Annotated in this window: 15 protein-coding genes; 12 read left to right on the top strand and 3 right to left on the bottom strand. The window is 66.7% G+C overall.

What is annotated here, in order from left to right:
• The first annotated feature begins 37 nt into the window (after nucleotides 1–37).
• On the top strand, nucleotides 38–2,134 hold the full coding sequence (locus VN11_RS18810; protein WP_053450843.1) for a prolyl oligopeptidase family serine peptidase: 2,097 nt from the start codon (nucleotides 38–40) through the stop codon (nucleotides 2,132–2,134).
• Nucleotides 2,135–2,221: 87 nt separating this feature from the next.
• Here the strand turns inward: VN11_RS18810 and VN11_RS18805 are convergent, their stop codons facing one another.
• On the bottom strand, nucleotides 2,222–3,409 hold the full coding sequence (locus VN11_RS18805; protein WP_053450842.1) for a pyridoxal phosphate-dependent aminotransferase: 1,188 nt from the start codon (nucleotides 3,407–3,409) through the stop codon (nucleotides 2,222–2,224).
• Between the two features lie 180 nt (nucleotides 3,410–3,589).
• Here VN11_RS18805 and VN11_RS18800 point away from each other — a divergent pair, with 180 nt between their 5' ends.
• From VN11_RS18800 to hslU, 9 genes are all read left to right on the top strand, one after another.
• Entirely contained in the window at nucleotides 3,590–5,701 is a 2,112-nt protein-coding gene (locus tag VN11_RS18800) for a S9 family peptidase (protein ID WP_053450841.1), read from the top strand.
• Between the two features lie 53 nt (nucleotides 5,702–5,754).
• The gene (locus VN11_RS18795; protein ID WP_053450840.1) at nucleotides 5,755–6,180 is read left to right on the top strand and encodes a YbaN family protein; all 426 of its coding nucleotides are present in this window, start codon (nucleotides 5,755–5,757) and stop codon (nucleotides 6,178–6,180) included.
• Nucleotides 6,181–6,249: 69 nt separating this feature from the next.
• A complete protein-coding gene (lptM, locus tag VN11_RS18790) occupies nucleotides 6,250–6,522 on the top strand; it encodes an LPS translocon maturation chaperone LptM (RefSeq protein ID WP_053450839.1) in 273 nt (90 codons plus the stop codon).
• Nucleotides 6,515–7,366 carry a diaminopimelate epimerase gene (gene dapF / locus VN11_RS18785; RefSeq protein ID WP_053450838.1) on the top strand — a complete coding sequence of 284 codons (852 nt, stop codon included), beginning with the start codon at nucleotides 6,515–6,517 and terminating at the stop codon, nucleotides 7,364–7,366. The genes lptM and dapF overlap by 8 nt, the downstream gene beginning before the upstream one ends.
• Nucleotides 7,363–8,037 (top strand): DUF484 family protein, encoded by a 675-nt coding sequence (locus VN11_RS18780; protein WP_053450837.1) that lies wholly within the window; start codon nucleotides 7,363–7,365, stop codon nucleotides 8,035–8,037. The genes dapF and VN11_RS18780 overlap by 4 nt, the downstream gene beginning before the upstream one ends.
• 16 nt (nucleotides 8,038–8,053) lie before the next feature.
• Nucleotides 8,054–8,944, top strand: coding sequence for a tyrosine recombinase XerC (xerC, locus tag VN11_RS18775; protein ID WP_006471088.1), 891 nt, complete (start codon nucleotides 8,054–8,056; stop codon nucleotides 8,942–8,944).
• 77 nt (nucleotides 8,945–9,021) lie between these two features.
• Entirely contained in the window at nucleotides 9,022–9,222 is a 201-nt protein-coding gene (locus VN11_RS18770; RefSeq protein ID WP_006471087.1) for a DUF3079 domain-containing protein, read from the top strand.
• 74 nt (nucleotides 9,223–9,296) lie between these two features.
• Complete coding sequence (gene hslV / locus VN11_RS18765; RefSeq protein WP_005411093.1) at nucleotides 9,297–9,848, top strand: ATP-dependent protease subunit HslV; 552 nt, start codon at nucleotides 9,297–9,299, stop codon at nucleotides 9,846–9,848.
• Between the two features lie 103 nt (nucleotides 9,849–9,951).
• A complete protein-coding gene (hslU, locus tag VN11_RS18760; protein ID WP_006471086.1) occupies nucleotides 9,952–11,325 on the top strand; it encodes an ATP-dependent protease ATPase subunit HslU in 1,374 nt (457 codons plus the stop codon).
• A 63-nt stretch (nucleotides 11,326–11,388) separates the two neighbouring features.
• Here hslU and VN11_RS18755 read toward each other — a convergent pair whose 3' ends face one another.
• Both VN11_RS18755 and smeT read right to left on the bottom strand, forming a co-directional pair.
• Nucleotides 11,389–12,375 (bottom strand): Gfo/Idh/MocA family protein, encoded by a 987-nt coding sequence (locus tag VN11_RS18755; RefSeq protein ID WP_053450836.1) that lies wholly within the window; start codon nucleotides 12,373–12,375, stop codon nucleotides 11,389–11,391.
• A gap of 61 nt (nucleotides 12,376–12,436) precedes the next feature.
• The gene (smeT, locus tag VN11_RS18750; protein WP_053450835.1) at nucleotides 12,437–13,096 is read right to left on the bottom strand and encodes an efflux transporter SmeDEF transcriptional repressor SmeT; all 660 of its coding nucleotides are present in this window, start codon (nucleotides 13,094–13,096) and stop codon (nucleotides 12,437–12,439) included.
• A 210-nt stretch (nucleotides 13,097–13,306) separates the two neighbouring features.
• On the opposite strand from smeT, the gene smeD reads away from it, so the two are divergent.
• Complete coding sequence (gene smeD / locus VN11_RS18745; RefSeq protein ID WP_008265543.1) at nucleotides 13,307–14,491, top strand: multidrug efflux RND transporter periplasmic adaptor subunit SmeD; 1,185 nt, start codon at nucleotides 13,307–13,309, stop codon at nucleotides 14,489–14,491.
• 12 nt (nucleotides 14,492–14,503) lie between these two features.
• Nucleotides 14,504–17,626, top strand: coding sequence for a multidrug efflux RND transporter permease subunit SmeE (gene smeE / locus VN11_RS18740; RefSeq protein WP_053450834.1), 3,123 nt, complete (start codon nucleotides 14,504–14,506; stop codon nucleotides 17,624–17,626).
• Nucleotides 17,627–17,660 lie beyond the last annotated feature (34 nt).

Below are 17,660 nucleotides of genomic sequence, written 5' to 3'. Positions count from 1 at the left end.
GCTAGCGTTCCACGGCTTATGACTGCCTGGAGCTGCAATGTCACGACTCGCTTCCGCCTGCCTGCTGGCCGGCATGATGACCGCTGCCTCGGTGGGGACCGCCGTGGCCGCTGAAGACACCGATCGCTACGCCTGGCTGGAGGACGTCACCGGCGACAAGCCGCTGTCCTGGGTCAAGGAACAGAACGCCAAGTCCGAGGCGCGCCTGGCGCAGACCCCGGCCTTCAAGCAGATGGAGACCAGCATCCGCGAGGTGCTCGACTCCGATGCCAAGATCCCCGGCGTGCAGAAGATCGGCGACTACTACTACAACTTCTGGAAGGACCAGCAGCACGAGCGCGGCCTGTGGCGGCGCACCACGCTGGCCGAGTACCGCAAGGCCTCGCCGCAGTGGGAGACCGTGCTCGACCTGGACGCGCTGAACAAGGCCGAGGGCGAGAACTGGGTCTGGCACGGCGCCGACTGCCTGCGCCCGGACTACAGCCGCTGCCTGATCGCGCTGTCGCGCGGCGGCGCCGATGCCGACGTCACCCGCGAGTTCGACCTGGCCAACAAGACCTGGATCAAGGACGGCTTCTTCCGTCCGGAGTCGAAGGGTGGCCTGAACTGGATCGACCGCGACACCGTGTTCGTCTACACCGACTTCGGTGCCGGCACGATGACCACGTCCGGCTATCCGCGCGTGGCCAAGCTGTGGAAGCGCGGCACGCCGATGGCCTCGGCCAGCGTGGTGTACGAAGGCAAGCCGGAAGACATGTACATCGCGGCGATGCACGATGACACCCCGGGCTTCGAGCGCAACCTGGTCAGCCGCACGCTGGCGTTCTACAACAACGAGATCTACCTGCGTGGCGACGACGGCACGCTGACCAAGATCGACGCGCCGAACTCGGCCGAGAAAGGCCTGCACAAGCAGTGGCTGACCCTGGAGCTGCGCGATCCGTGGACCGTGGGTGGCAAGACCTATGCGTCCGGTTCGCTGCTGGCGACCAAACTGGACGACTTCCTGGCCGGCAAGCGTGACTTCGAGGTGCTGTTCACCCCGACCGCGACCACCTCGCTGGCCAGTGCCACCTGGACCAAAAGCCACCTGGTGCTGAACGTGCTGGACGACGTCAAGAACCGCCTGTCGGTGCTGACTCCGGGCGCCGATGGCTGGCAGACCAGCCGCTTCGTCGGTGCGCCGGCCTTCGGCACGCTGGGCGTGGCCGCCGTGGACAGCAACGACAGTGACGCGGTGTGGCTGACCGCCACCGACTACCTGACCCCGACCACGCTGGCCCTGGCCGAGATCGGCCAGCCGCCGGAAACGTTGAAGACCATGCCGGCCTTCTTCGATGCCAAGGGCAAGGTGATCGAGCAGCACTTCGCCACCAGCAAGGACGGCACCCGCGTGCCGTACTTCGTGGTGCACGACAAGGCGATGAAGCTGGATGGCTCCAATCCGACCCTGCTGTACGGCTACGGTGGCTTCGAGATCTCGCTGACCCCGAGCTACTCCGGTGGCATGGGCCGCGCCTGGCTGGAGAAGGGCGGCGTGTACGTGGTCGCCAACATCCGTGGCGGTGGCGAGTACGGCCCGCGCTGGCACCAGGCGGCGCTGAAGCAGAACCGCCACAAGGCCTATGAAGACATGGCCGCGGTGGCGCGTGACCTGGTCAAGCGCAAGATCACCACCGCCAGGCACCTGGGCGTGCAGGGCGGCAGCAACGGCGGCCTGCTGACCGGCAACATGCTGACCCAGTACCCGGAACTGTTCGGTGCGGTGGTGGTGCAGGTGCCGCTGCTGGACATGAAGCGCTACAGCCACCTGCTGGCCGGCGCCTCGTGGATGGCCGAGTACGGCAACCCGGACACCAGTGACTGGGAGTTCATCAAGACCTTCTCGCCGTACCACCTGTTCGACGCGAAGAAGAACTACCCGCCGGTGCTGTTCACCACCTCCACCCGCGATGACCGCGTGCACCCGGGCCATGCCCGCAAGATGGCGGCGAAGATGATCGACGCCGGCAAGGACGTGACCTACTACGAGAACATCGAAGGCGGTCACGGCGGCGCAGCCAACAATGCGCAGGCAGCGCATATGTCGGCGCTGGCCTACAGCTTCCTGTGGGAGCGGTTGGGCGGCAAGTGATGAAATGAAAAACGCCGCCCCAGGGCGGCGTTTTTCTTTGGGTTCCATGCATCCACGCCATGCGTGGATGCCGTTTGCGCGGGGCGATCAGGCGCCCCAGCTTTTCAATCCACGCGCAATCCGTGCCACCGCTTCCTGCAATCGCGGCACTTCCTGCGTGTACGCCAGGCGCACGTGCTGGTTGGCGCGATGGAAGCCGAAATCCAGGCCCGGGGTGAACGCCACGTGCTCGGTTTCCAGGAAGTGGGCACAGAACGCCTGCGCGTCGTCGGTGAACGCGCTGACATCGGCATACAGGTAGAACGCGCCCTGCGGTTCGACTTCGATGCGGAAGCCCAGTTCGCGCAACGCGGGCAGCAGGAAGTCACGGCGCTGGCGGAACGCTTCGCGGCGCTGCTCGAAGATCGCCATCGATTCCTCGCTGAAGCAGGCCAGCGCTGCATGCTGGGCAATGCTCGACGCGCTGATGTACAGGTTCTGGGCAAGCTTCTCCAGATCAGGCACGGCCGCAGGCGGTGCCACCAGCCAACCCAGCCGCCAGCCGGTCATGCCGAAGTACTTGGAGAAGCTGTTCAGCACGAACGCGCTGTCGTCCACCTGCAGCACGCTGGGCGCGTCCAGGCCGTAGGTCAGGCCGTGGTAGATCTCGTCCACCACCAGGTGGCCACCGCGTGCGTGCAGGCTCTGCGACAGTGCCGCCAGTTCATCAGCGGACAGCACGGTGCCGGTCGGATTGGCTGGTGAGGCAACCAGCGCGCCGACACTGTCGGCATTCCAGTGCTGTTCCACCAGCGAAGGGGTCAGCTGATAGGCGGTTTCCGGGCCGACCGGCACCAGCTGTGCGCCGCCTTCGACCAGGCGCAGGAAGTGGCGATTGCAGGGATAGCCCGGGTCGGCCAGCAGCCAGTGGCGGCCGGGATCGACCAGCAGGCTGCTGGCCAGCAGCAGCGCACCGGAACCACCCGGGGTGACCAGGATGCGCTCGGGGTCGATATCCAGCGCGTAGTGGCTGCGATAGAAGCCGCTGATCGCCTGGCGCAGGGCCGGCAGGCCGCGTGCGGCGGTGTAGCGGGTGTGGCCGGAGGACAGTGCGGCCTGGCCGGCGCGCACCACGGGTTCGGCGGTGGTGAAGTCCGGTTCGCCGATCTCCAGATGGATCACATCATGGCCGGCCTGTTCCAGCGCCTGCGCGCGGGCCAGCAGGGACATCACGTGGAACGGGGCGATTTCATGGCTGCGCCGGCTGTAGCCCGGCGTGTGGGGCAGGGTACTCATGCGCCCATGGTACGCCGCGCGCCGGGGGTAATGCCGGCCGCTGGCCGGCAACGTCGGGATGAACTGTCCGCTGCAGTGGTAGAGTCGAGCTTGCTCGACTGCTGTTGCGGTCAGTCGAGCAAGCTCGACTCTACCTGTGCCATGGACGCCATTGCGTAACCGCACCTGGAGCCTTATCTCATGAAATCCACCCTCTGCCTGTTGCTTGCCAGCCTGATGACCACCACCGCTACCGCTGCCACTCCGCCCGTTCCGCCGGATGCCGCCAAGCATCCGCACGTGGTCAAGGCGCCGTTCGGCGCGACCCGCAACGACGACTATTACTGGCTGCGCGACGACAAGCGCGAGAACAAGGACATGCTGGCCTACCTGCAGGCCGAGAATGCCTACGCCGACCAGCTGCTGGCACCGCTGAAGCCGCTGGAAGACACCCTGTACAAGGAGATCGTCGGCCGCATCAAGCAGGACGATTCCAGCGTGCCGGCGCGCGAGCGCGGCTACTGGTACTACAGCCGCTTCGAGACCGGCCAGGACTACCCGATCCATGCGCGCCGCAAGGGTGGCATGGATGCGGCCGAGGAAATCCTGCTGGACGTCAACACGATGGCGGCCGGCAAGGGCTACTTCAGCGTCGGCTCGATGGAAGTCAGCCAGGACAACCAGCTGCTGGCCTGGGCCGACGATGACGTCGGCCGTCGCCAGTACACGATCCGCTTCAAGGACCTGACCACCGGCAAGGTGCTGCCCGATGTGATCACCGGCAGCTCCGGCGATCTGGTCTGGGCCGACGATAACCGCACCGTGCTGTACGTCGAGAACGATCCGGAAACCCTGCTGACCGTGCGCGTCAAGAAGCACGTGCTGGGCACCCCGGCCAGCGCCGACAGCGTTGTCTACGAAGAGAAGGACGACAGCTTCTACATGGGCATCGGCCGCACCCGCGACGATCGCTTCATCACCATCGGCGTGCACAGCACCGTGTCCTCGGAAGAGCGCTATGCGCCGGCCAGCGACCCGACCACCTTCACCGTGCTGGCGCCGCGCCAGCGCGACGTCGAGTACGACGCCGATCACTACGACGGCCGCTGGGTGATCCGCACCAACGATGGCGCGAAGAACTTCAAGCTGGTTACCGCACCGACCGACGCGACCTCGCGCGCGCAGTGGAAGGACTGGATCGCACACGACGATGCGGTGTTCATCGAAGGCTTCGAGCTGTTCGACAGCTATACCGCCATCGCCGAACGTTCCGAAGGCCTGGAGCGCATCCGCCTGCTGTTCAAGGACGGCCACAGCGATTACGTGAAGGCCGACGAGCCGGCGTACTCGATGGGCCTGGGCGACAACACCGAGGCTGATACGCCGTGGCTGCGCTACGTCTACACCTCGATGACCACCCCGACCACTGTGTTCGAGCTGAACACCGCCACCGGCGAGCGTCGCCAGCTGAAGCAGCAGCCGGTGATCGGCTATGACGCCTCGAAGTACGAGACCGATCGCGTCTGGATCACCGCGCGCGATGGCGTGAAGGTGCCGGTGTCGCTGGTCTACCGCAAGGGCTACCAGAAGGACGGCAAGGGCGCGCTGTTCCAGTACGCCTATGGCAGCTACGGCATGTCGATGGACCCGTACTTCAACCAGACCGCGGTGAGCCTGCTCGATCGTGGCGTGGTGTATGCCATCGCCCACATCCGCGGTGGCCAGGAGATGGGCCGCGACTGGTACGAGAACGGCAAGCTGCTGCACAAGCAGAACACCTTCAACGACTTCATCGACGTCACCCGGGGCCTGGTCGCGCAGGGCTGGGCGGCGAAGGATCGCGTCGCCGCCTCCGGTGGCAGTGCCGGTGGCCTGCTGATGGGTGCGGTGGCCAACCAGGCGCCGCAGGACTACCGGGTGATGGTGGCGCAGGTGCCGTTCGTCGACGTGGTCACCACCATGCTCGACCCGACCATTCCGCTGACCACCAATGAGTACGACGAGTGGGGCAACCCGGAGCAGAAGCCGTTCTACGACTACATGCTGTCCTACTCGCCCTACGACAACGTGAAGAAGCAAGCCTATCCGGCGCTGTTCGTCGGTACCGGCCTGTGGGACTCACAGGTGCAGTACTGGGAGCCGGCCAAGTGGGTGGCCAAGCTGCGTGACGACAACGCCGGCCATTACCCGATCCTGTTCCGCACCAACATGGAAGCCGGCCACGGTGGCAAGTCGGGGCGCTTCCAGCGCTACCGCGAGCTGTCCGAGTCGTATGCGTTCGTGCTGCAGCAGCTGGGCATCGTCCAGCCGTGATCGCAACGGGGTGCCGGGCGTTGCCTGGCACCCTGAACCGGTATCCTTCGGCCATGAGCGCGCCTGATCCTTCCGCCCCCCGCGACGTCCCCACGCCACCGCGCGTGGTGCGTTTCCGCTGGGCGTGGTGGCTGCTGGCCTACGTCAGCCTGGGAACCGGCATCGTCGGCATCTTCGTGCCGGGGCTGCCGACCACCGTATTCATCCTGATCTCGGCCTGGGCCGCCTCGCGCGGTTCCGAACGCCTGCACACGTGGCTGATTCAGCATCCGCGCTTCGGCCCGGCCATCGCCAACTGGCAGGCGCATGGTGCGGTCAGCCGCTACGGCAAGTGGATGGCCACGATCACCATGGCGGTGTGTGCCGCCATCATGCTGTGGTGCGTGCCGATCGCCTGGGTGAAGTGGTTCTCGATCGGCAGCATGACCGTGGTGGCGATCTGGCTGTGGACGCGGCCGTTGCCGCCGCCGGAGCGGTAGTGCCGGCCGCTGGCCGGCAACGCGTTCCCCTGCACCAACCGCTCAGCCGCCAATGGCTATACTCGGGGCATGAAGATCCCCCATCGAAACGTCATCCTGATTCCGCTGGCAGCGGCCTCGCTGCTGTTCCTTGCCGCCTGCGGCAACAAGGGCCCGCTGGTACTGCCGCAGAAGCCGGTGCCGGTGGAAGAAGCCGTCGAGCCGGCTGCCGAACCCGCCACCGAGGCGACCCCGGCGCAGACCCAGGGCAGCGATACTCCGGCCACGACCGCGGACCCGGCCGCACCGACCATCCCGCCGGCGCCCGCGCCCGCGAAGAAGGCGGGCGGCGGGAATGGGTAAGGCCGGTTCCAGCGCCCTGCGCTTCAGCAAGATGCATGGCGCGGGCAATGATTTCGTAGTGATCGACCTGCGTGACGGCACCGCGCCGCCCACGCCCGGGCTGGCCGCGCGCCTGGCGGATCGCCATACCGGCGTGGGCTGTGATCAGATCCTGACCATCGAAGCGCCGCGTGCGGACGGTTCGGTGGCCTCGTACCGGATCTGGAATGCCGACGGTTCCAACTCCGAGCAGTGCGGCAACGGCGCGCGCTGCATTGCCGCGTGGCTGGTGCGCGAGGGCAGTGCGCAGGGCGATGCGTTCGTCATCGACAGCCCGCTGGCCAGCCATGAAGTGAAGGTGCTGGGCGATGGCCAGTTCGCGGTGACCATGGGCGTGCCGGCATTCGAGCCGGCCAACGTGCCGTTGATGGGCTTTGCCCACGCCCGTGAGGAATACCTGCTGCCGCTGCAGGGCGAGAGCGTGCGGTTTGCCGCGGTGTCGATGGGCAACCCGCATGCGGTGATCGAAGTGGGCCTGATCGATGCCGCACCGGTCGAGCGCGTCGGTTCGCTGCTGCAGCAGCATGCGTCGTTCCCGCGTTCGGTGAACGTGGGCTTTGCCCAGGTGATGGGCCCGGCGCACGCACGCTTGCGCGTGTTCGAGCGCGGCGTCGGCGAAACCCTGGCCTGCGGCAGTGGCGCCTGCGCCGCTGCGGTGACCCTGATGCAGCGTGGCCGCCTGCAGCACGATGCCCGCATCAGCCTGCCTGGGGGCGATCTGCGCATCCAGTGGCCGGGCGACGGCCAGCCGGTGGTGATGGCGGGCCCGACCGCATTCGTCTTCGAAGGGGAGTGGATCGCATGACCGAAACCGTCGACAAGCTCGGGGCCCATGAAGTTGCCGCCTGGTTGCGGCGGCATCCGGGCTTCCTCAAGCAGTTCCCGGACCTGGCCCTGACCCTGGTGGTGCCGCGTGACGACGGCCCGACCGCGTCGCTGGCCAGCTACCAGCTGGAAGTGCTGCGCGAGAAGAACCGCGAGCTGGCACGACGGTTGGCCGACCTGGGCGCGACCGCCCAGGTCAATGAACGCCTGGCGGTGCGCACGCACCAGCTGACCCTGGCGCTGATGAAGCAGGACAACGCCGCCGACACCCTGCGCGCGATGGCCGCATCGTTGCAGGAAGACTTCGCCGGCGATCTGGTGCGGCTGGTGGTGCACACGCCGGTGGCCGGACTGGAACAGGCCGACTGGCTGCAGGTGATCGCCGCCGATGATCCGCAGCTGGGTCCGTTCCGCGATTGCCTGAAGGATGGCGAGCCGATCTGCGGCCGCCTGCAGCCGGAAAAGAATGCCGTGCTGTATGGCGTGCGCAGCGAGGAAGTGCAGACCACCGCACTGCTGCCGCTGCCCGGTGTGGGCCTGATCGCGGTCGGCAGCCATGACCCGAACCGCTTCTACCCGGGCATGGGCACGTTGTTCCTGCGCATGATGGGCGACGCCCTGGTCACCGGCCTGAAGCGCTTCGCGGGCTGAGCAGGGTACGACGACGATGAGCGCGGTACAGGCCTTCCTGCAGCACCTGCAGGTGGAGCGGCGGATGTCGGCGCACACGCTCGACGCCTACCGCCGCGACCTGGACGCGCTGTCGGCATGGGCCGAGCCGCGTGGCATGGCCGTGGAAGCGCTCGATGCCGAAACGCTGCGCCAGTTCGTCGCCGATGAGCATCGCCGTGGGCTGTCGGCCAAGAGCCTGCAGCGCCGCTTGTCCGCCTGCCGCAGTTTCTACGCGTGGCTGCTGAAGCACGGCCGCATCGAGGTCAGCCCGGCGGCGACGCTGAAAGCGCCGCGTGCACCGCGGCGGTTGCCGCAGGTGCTCGATGCCGACGAAGCGGTGCAGCTGGTCGAACTGGAACCGGAAGGTGAACTCGGCCGCCGCGATCGCGCGCTGCTGGAGCTGTTCTATTCCTCGGGCCTGCGCCTGAGCGAAGTCTGCGCGCTGACTTGGCGCGACCTGGACTTCGCCAGCGGCCTGGTCAACGTGATGGGCAAGGGCAATCGCCAGCGCCGGGTACCGTTCGGGCGGCCGGCACGCGAAGCACTGCAGGCGTGGCGTGCGGAAAGCGGGGGCGGCCCGGCCTCGCCGGTGTTTCCCGGCCGCAACGGGCCGATCAGCCAACGCGCGGTGCAGATCCGCATCCGCCAGCTGGCGCAGCGCCAGGGCCTGTTCAAGCACGTGCACCCGCACATGCTGCGGCACAGTTTCGCCAGCCACATCCTGGAATCGTCCGGTGACCTGCGTGGCGTGCAGGAACTGCTCGGCCACGCGGACATCGCCACCACCCAGATCTACACCCACCTCGATTTCCAGCACCTGGCCAAGGTCTACGACGCCGCGCATCCACGCGCCAAGCGCCGCAGCAAGGGCGACAAGGCTGAATAGCCCGTCCTTGATCTGGATCAGGGCAGGTCGGATGCAACCGGCGCACCGTGGCCGCAGGCCACGAGGACAGCGCCACCATGGCGAAGCCGATTCCCCTGCATCCCAAACACCCCGAGCGTATCTGCTGGGGCTGCGACCGCTACTGCGCGGCCGACGCGCTGGCCTGCGGCAATGGCTCCGGCCGCACCCAGCATCCGATCGAGACGCAGGGTGAAGACTGGTACCTCGCCTGGGGGATCGAGCCCAATCCGGAGCGGCCTTCGCAAGCAAAGCGCTGAACGGCAGCCATCCGCGCAGGCTTGATCGCACCCGGCGCTGTCCCCATGTCCCGTGAACAGCTATCGGAGGCCGCATGGACCCCAGTCAGAACCCCAACGTTTTCCACGCCACCACCATCGTCTGCGTCCGTCGCGGCGAGCACGTGGCCATTGCCGGCGACGGCCAGGTCACGCTGGGCCACACCGTGATGAAGGGCAATGCGCGCAAGGTGCGCCGCCTGGGCCGCGACGGCCAGGTGCTGGCCGGCTTCGCCGGTGCCGCCGCCGATGCCTTCACCCTGTTCGAGCTGTTCGAGGCCAAGCTGGAAAAGCACGGCCAGCTGCAGCGCGCGGCGGTCGAGCTGGCCAAGGATTGGCGCACCGAGCGCCGCCTGGGCAAGCTGGAGGCCCTGCTGGCGGTGGCCGACAAGGAAACCTCGCTGATCATCAGCGGCACCGGCGATGTGATCGAGCCGGAGGACGGCATCATCGCCATCGGTTCCGGTGGCTCCTATGCATTGTCGGCTGCCCGCGCGCTGATGGCGCATACCGAACTGGATGCACGCACCATTGCCAGCGAGGCGATCGGCATCGCCGGCGACATCTGCATCTACACCAACCGCAACGTGGTGGTCGAGGAGCTCTGAGGGTCGTGCCGGCCGCTGGCCGGCACCCTCATGATCCCCCACGCGCGTGCCTGGTTGCCGGCCAGTGGCCGGCACGACCGACAACGAATCCGTGAGCACATCCATGTCGAAGATCGAAGTTTCCTCCGCCACCATGACCCCGCGCGAGATCGTGCAGGAACTGGACCGGCACATCGTCGGCCAGCACGACGCCAAGCGCGCGGTGGCCATCGCCCTGCGCAACCGCTGGCGCCGCATGCAGCTGGTGCCCGAGCTGCGCAATGAAGTGATGCCGAAGAACATCCTGATGATCGGCCCGACCGGCGTCGGCAAGACCGAGATCGCGCGCCGCCTGGCCACGCTGGCCAACGCGCCGTTCGTCAAGGTCGAAGCGACCCGCTTCACCGAAGTGGGCTACGTCGGCAAGGACGTCGAGCAGATCATCCGTGACCTGGCCGATACTGCAGTGAAGCTGTACCGCGAGCAGGCCAAGGTGCGCGTGCGTACGCAGGCCGAAGAACGCGCCGAAGACCGCATCCTCGATGCGCTGTTGCCGCGCCGCAGTGGTGGCATCGGTTTCGATCCGGAAGTGGCCCGCAACGAGCCGTCGGCGCAGGACAACGAGACCCGCATCAAGTTCCGCAAGATGCTGCGCAATGGCGAACTGGACGAACGCGAGATCGAACTCGACCTGGCCGCCAATGTCAGCATGGACATCATGACCCCGCCGGGCATGGAGGAAATGGGCCAGCAGCTGAAGTCGATGTTCGCCAACCTCGGTGGCGGTGCCAAGGCGCACAAGCGCACGCTGACCATCAAGGCCGCGCGCCCGCTGCTGATCGAGGAAGAAGCCGGCAAGCTGGTCAACGAGGACGACATCCGCACCGCGGCGATCGAAGCCTGCGAACAGCACGGCATCGTCTTCATCGACGAGATCGACAAGGTCGCCAAGCGTGGCGATAACGTGGGCGGCGGCGATGTGTCGCGCGAAGGCGTGCAGCGTGACCTGCTGCCGCTGGTGGAAGGCTCCAACGTGTCCACCAAGTACGGCACGATCAAGACCGACCACATCCTGTTCATCGCGTCGGGCGCGTTCCACCTGGCCAAGCCCAGCGATCTGATTCCGGAGCTGCAGGGCCGATTCCCGATCCGCGTGGAGCTGGGCGCGCTGAGCAAGAACGATTTCGTGCGCATCCTGACCGAGCCGAAGGCCGCGCTGACCAAGCAGTACGAAGCGCTGCTGGCCACCGAGGGCGTCAAGGTCAGCTTCACCGCCGATGCCATCGAGCGCCTGGCCGAGATCGCCTTCCAGGTGAACGAGCGCCAGGAAAACATCGGTGCGCGCCGCCTGCATACCGTGCTGGAGCGCCTGCTGGATTCGCTCAGCTACGAGGCACCGGATCGCGACGGCGAGACGCTGGCCATCGACAGTGCCTACGTCGATGCCCACCTGGGCGAGCTGGTGCAGGACCCGGACCTGAGCCGCTACATCCTGTAACGCACAAGGCCGCCGAAAGGCGGCCTTTTTTTGGCGCGAAGGGCATCCACGCATGGCGTGGATTCACTGTCTGGCGCGGTAGGCCTGCAGTACCTGGTCGATCACCGCGTTGGTGCGGGCGGCACTGAGGCCGGTCGAGGGCGAGCGCCCGTGGCCGCGCAGTTCGTCCACGAGGGTGGCAATCAACGGCTGCTGGATCGACGGCGGGTTCGGGATCTCGAACGCCTGCATGCCCGCGTCGGTTTCCAGCAGCACCGGGACGTCCTCGAAGGTGGCAAAACGCAGCTGCCCACGGTCGCCAGTGATTTCGATCTCATCCTGGCGCCGGAATGCGCAGAAACTCCACTGCGCGATGCCGTGCGCACCGGTTCCGGTGCGAAAGCACATCGAGACGCTGTCCTCGGCGGCATACGCGCCTGCCTGAGAACTGGCCAGGCCGCTGACATCGCTCAGCGGGCCCAGCAGATGGTCGAGCAGGTCCAGGGTGTGCGAGCCGAGATCGACGAACAGGCCGCCGCCGGAGATCGCGGGGTTGGTCCGCCAGAAGTCCGGCGATGTGGCATGCGCCGAGTGTGGCCGATGCAGGGTCGCGCGCACGCTGCGCGGCGTACCGATCGCGCCGCTGTCCAGCAACTGCTTGACCTTCGCGAAGCGGGGCAGGGCGCGGCGGTAATAGGCAACGAACACCGGTACGCCACTGCGTGCGCTGGCCTCCAGAATGCGCACGCACTCGCCATGGTCCATGGCCATGGGCTTTTCGATATAGACCGGCTTGCCCGCCGCAATGGCCTGCAACGCGTACTGCATGTGGGTGGAGGGCGGCGTGGCGACGTAGATCGCGTTCACCTCCGGATCGGCGATGAGCGCATCGGCATCGGCATACCAGCGGGGAATCGCATGGCGCCGTGCGTAATCCTCGGCCAGTGCCGTATTGCGGCGCATCACGGCAGCCACCCGTGAACCGGGCGTGCCGGCCAGCGCAGGGCCACTCTTCTTTTCGGTGACGCTGCCGCAACCGATGAAGCCCCATACCACGTTGTCCAGGATCATCGCTGCGTTTCCGGGGAGAAGCAGGGAGGGTGCAGGGCCGCGGCGCCAGGCGCAACCCGGTTCACCCCTCCGGCAACGGCTCGGGCACCGTTCCGGGCACGAATACGCCGTCCTTCACGTAGGCGGCCAGGGTCATGTCCAGCGCGAGCATGCCGTCGCGCTTGAGGTCCATCAGTTCCGGTTCGACCATCGCCCCATGCAGCACGCCCAGCACCGTGGCGTGCAGCATGCGCGCGGCGATCTTCGGGTCGGCGCCGTCGCGCAGCTGGCCCAGGTCCCCGGCGCGACGCAACGCCCGTTCCATGCGGTCCAGCGCATCGCGGAAACCGGCCTGCTGCATTTCGGTCAGCACCCTGGTGTCGGCCGAGGCATCGCTGCGCAGCATGATCTCCATGGTCTTGCGCAGGCGCTCGTCCTCGGACAGCTCGATGAACGAGTGGATCATCACCGCGCGCAGGTCTTCCACCGGGGTATCGCGCTGGTCGGTGGAGGTGCGTTCCAGTTCCTGCATGAAGGGCAGGTGCACGCGCTCGACGATCGCGGTCAGCACCTCGCTCTTGTTCTTGAAGTGCCAGTACACCGCGCCACGGGTATAGCCAGCGCGGGCGCCGATCATCTCCAGCGTGGTACGGGCCACGCCGTGTTCATGGAAGCAGGCTTCGGCGGCGTCAAGGATGCCTTCCCGGGTTGCCTGGGTGTCCTCTTTGGTCTTGCGGGCCATGGGTGTGGGTACGAGTGCGGGTGAAACGTGGCTGAATTGTACCGGTTTACAAACAAACACGCATGTATGTATATTTCGCACCCATCATTCCCGTCGTGTGCGTGGCAGGCCCGTTCTGGCTACCACTCACCGCCGGCATGCGTTGTCTGCTGGCGCTTCTGGCCCGTATCAGCGTTTTTTGAGATTCCTTCCCCTAAGAGCCTTTCCGTCATGTTGCTGAGCCGAATCCGACCCTTCGCGCTGTCGCTGGCCATCGCCGCGACCGTGGCTGCCTGTGGCGGCCAACCCCAGGCCCCCGAACAGGGCCCGGGTGACGTCACCGTGGTCACGCTGAAGTCCGAGACCGTGGGCCTGACCCGCGAACTGCCCGGCCGTACCAATGCCTTCCTGGTGGCCGAAGTGCGCCCGCAGGTCAATGGCATCGTTGCCAAGCGCCTGTTCACCGAGGGCGGCATGGTCAAGGCCGGTGAGCCGCTGTACCAGCTCGATGACGCCAGCTACCGCGCCCAGGCCAACAACGCCCGCGCCCAGCTGGCCCGCGCCGAAGCCACCGCCAACGCCGCCCGGCTGAGCGCCAAGCGCATCACCGAGCTGGCCAAGGTCGACGCGGTCAGCCAGCAGGACCTGGAAAACGCCGTGGCCGCGCAGAAGCAGGCCGAGGCCGATGTCGGTGCCGCCAAGGCCTCGCTGGACGCGGCCAACGTCACCCTCGGCTACGCCCGCATCACCGCGCCGATCAGCGGCCGCATCGGCAAGTCCAGCGTCACCCAGGGTGCGCTGGTCAGCGCCGGCCAGGCCAACGCGCTGGCCACCGTGCAGCAGCTGGACCCGATCTATGTGGACCTGACCCAGTCCTCGGCCGAGCTGCTGCAGCTGCGTCGCGAACTGGCCGCCGGCCGCCTGCAGGACAACCAGACCCTGCCGGTCAGCATCCTGATGGAAGACGGCAGCACCTTCGAGCACAAGGGCACGCTGGAGTTTTCCGAGGTCAGCGTCGATCCGGCCACCGGCAGCTTCGGCCTGCGCGTGAAGGTGGACAACCCCGACGGCCTGCTGATGCCGGGCATGTACGTGCGTGCGGTGATCGGCGGCGGCGTGCGCAGCGATGCGGTGCTGGTGCCGATGCAGGGCATCGCCCGTGATCCGAAGGGCGACACCACGGCGATGGTGGTCGACAAGGACAACAAGGTCGAAGTGCGCCCGGTCAAGGTCAGCCGCACGGTCGGCGACAAGTGGCTGGTCGATGACGGCCTGAAGGCCGGCGACAAGGTCATTGTCGAAGGCCTGCAGAAGATCGGCCCCGGCATGCCGGTCAAGGCCACCGAGAAGGGCGCTGCACCGGCCAAGCCGGCGGCAGCCGCCCAGCCTGCCGCCCCGGCCGGCGACGCGAAGTAAGCGGAGAACCCCATGGCACGCTTTTTCATCGATCGACCCATCTTTGCATGGGTGATCGCCATCATCATCATGCTCGCCGGCGGCCTGGCCCTGTTCAAGCTGCCGGTCTCGATGTACCCCAACGTCGCACCGCCGGCGGTGGAAATCAGCGCCACCTATCCGGGTGCATCGGCCAAGGTGGTCGAGGACTCGGTGACGCAGATCATCGAGCAGAACATGAAGGGCCTTGATGGCCTGATCTACTTCTCCTCCAACAGCTCGTCCAACGGCCAGGCCACCATCACCCTGACCTTCGAGAGCGGCACCAACCCGGACATCGCCCAGGTGCAGGTGCAGAACAAGCTGCAGCTGGCCATGCCGCTGCTGCCGCAGGAAGTACAGCGGCAGGGCATCAACGTGGCCAAGTCCAGCTCGGGCTTCCTGAACGTCATCGCGTTCGTGTCCGAGAATGGCAGCATGGACGCCAACGACATCGCCGACTACGTCGGTTCCAACGTCGTCGACCGTCTGAGCCGCGTGCCGGGCGTGGGCAACATCCAGGTGTTCGGTGGCAAGTACGCCATGCGCATCTGGCTGGACCCGAACAAGCTGCACACCTACGGCCTGTCGGTTGCCGAAGTGACGGCAGCGGTGAAGGCGCAGAACGCCCAGGTGGCCATCGGCCAGCTTGGCGGTGCGCCGTCGGTCAAGGGCCAGCAGCTCAACGCCACCATCAACGCGCAGTCGCGCCTGCAGACCCCGGAACAGTTCCGCAACATCATCGTGCGCGGTGCGCAGGACGGTGCCGAACTGCGCCTGGGTGATGTCGCCCGCGTCGAACTGGGTGCCGAGTCCTACGACTTCGTCACCCGCTACAACGGCCAGCCGGCCAGCGGCCTGGCGGTCACCCTGGCCACCGGCGCCAACGCGCTGGACACCGCGGCCGGTGTGGATGCCGCGCTGCAGGACATGAAGAGCTTCTTCCCGGCCGGGCTGAAGGCCGAGATCCCGTACGACACCACCCCGTTCGTGCGCGTGTCGATCAAGGGCGTGGTGCAGACCCTGATCGAAGCGATCGTGCTGGTGTTCGTGGTGATGTACCTGTTCCTGCAGAACTTCCGCGCCACCCTGATCCCGACCATCGCCGTGCCGGTGGTGCTGCTGGGTACCTTCGGCGTGCTGGCGATGCTGGGCTTCTCGGTGAACATGCTGACCATGTTCGCGATGGTGCTGGCGATCGGCCTGCTGGTGGACGATGCCATCGTGGTGGTGGAGAACGTCGAGCGCATCATGTCCGAGGAAGGACTGTCGCCGCTCGAAGCGACCCGCAAGTCGATGGGGCAGATCACCGGCGCGCTGGTGGGTATCGGCCTGGTGCTGTCGGCGGTGTTCGTGCCGATGGCCTTCATGAGCGGCTCCACCGGCGTGATCTACCGCCAGTTCTCGGCCACGATCGTCTCGGCGATGGCGTTGTCGGTGCTGGTGGCGATCGTGCTGACCCCGGCGCTGTGCGCGACCATGCTCAAGCCGCTGAAGAAGGGCGAGCACCACGTCGCGCACAAGGGCTGGTCCGGTCGTTTCTTCAACGGTTTCAACCGTGGTTTCGACCGCACCAGCGAAAGCTACCAGCGTGGCGTGCGCGGCATCATCCACCGTCCGTGGCGTTTCATGGGCATCGTGGCGGCGCTGTTCGTGCTGATGGGCGTGCTGTTCGTGCGCCTGCCCAGCTCGTTCCTGCCCAACGAGGACCAGGGCGTGCTGATGGCGCTGGTGCAGGCACCGGTCGGTGCCACCCAGGAGCGCACGCTGGAATCGATCACGGCACTGGAAAACCACTTCCTGCAGAACGAGAAGGATGCGGTGGAATCGGTGTTCTCGGTGCAGGGCTTCAGCTTCGCCGGCATGGGACAGAACGCGGGCATGGCCTTCGTCAAGCTGAAGGACTGGAGCGAGCGTGACGCCGACAACGGCGTGATGCCGATCACCGGGCGCGCGATGGCGGCACTGGGCCAGATCAAGGATGCCTTCATCTTCGCCTTCCCGCCGCCGGCCATTCCGGAACTGGGTACCGCCTCGGGCTATACCTTCTTCCTGAAGGACAACAGCGGCCAGGGCCACGAGGCCCTGGTGGCCGCGCGCAACCAGCTGCTGGGGCTCGCCGCAGGCAGCAAGAAGCTGGCCAACGTGCGTCCGAACGGCCAGGAAGACACGCCGCAGTTCCGCATCGACATCGATGCGGCCAAGGCGACCTCGCTGGGGCTGTCGATCGACCAGATCAACGGCACGCTGGCCGCCGCGTGGGGCAGTTCGTACATCGATGACTTCGTCGATCGCGGCCGCGTCAAGCGTGTGTTCGTGCAGGCCGACCAGCCGTTCCGCATGGTGCCGGAGGACTTCGACCTCTGGTCGGTGAAGAACGACAAGGGCGAGATGGTGCCGTTCAGCGCGTTCGCCAGCAAGCACTGGGACTACGGTTCGCCGCGCCTGGAGCGCTACAACGGTGTGTCGGCGATGGAGATCCAGGGCGAACCGGCCCCGGGTGTCGCGTCCGGTGATGCCATGGCCGAGATCGAACAGCTGGCCAAGCAGCTGCCGGCGGGCTTCGGCATCGAATGGACGGCGATGTCCTACCAGGAACGCCAGGCTGGCTCGCAGACGCCGCTGCTGTACACGCTGTCGCTGATGATCGTGTTCCTGTGCCTGGCCGCGATGTATGAAAGCTGGAGCGTGCCGACCGCCGTGCTGCTGGCCGCCCCGCTGGGCATCCTCGGCGCGGTACTGGCCAACACCTTCAAGGGCCTGGAACGCGACATCTACTTCCAGGTGGCGATGCTGACCACGGTGGGCCTGACCAGCAAGAACGCGATCCTGATCGTCGAGTTCGCCAAGGAAAACCTGGAGAAGGGCGCCAGCCTGATCGAGTCGATCATGCATGCCGTGCGCGACCGCCTGCGCCCGATCGTGATGACCTCGCTGGCTTTCGGCATGGGCGTGGTACCGCTGGCGATCTCCACCGGTGCCGGCTCCGGCGCCAAGCAGGCGATCGGCACCGGCGTGCTCGGCGGCATGATCGTCGGCACCGTGCTCGGCGTGTTCTTCGTGCCGCTGTTCTTCGTCGTGGTGCAGCGCGTGTTCAAGCGCAAATCCTCCACGTAAGCGAAACGGTCATGCCGGCCACTGGCCGGCATGA

Origin of the sequence: Stenotrophomonas maltophilia (assembly GCF_001274595.1) — a bacterium.
GTDB lineage: Bacteria > Pseudomonadota > Gammaproteobacteria > Xanthomonadales > Xanthomonadaceae > Stenotrophomonas > Stenotrophomonas forensis.
The sequence above is the reverse complement of the archived record's forward strand: the minus strand, read 5'-3'. Positions and strand labels throughout refer to the sequence as shown.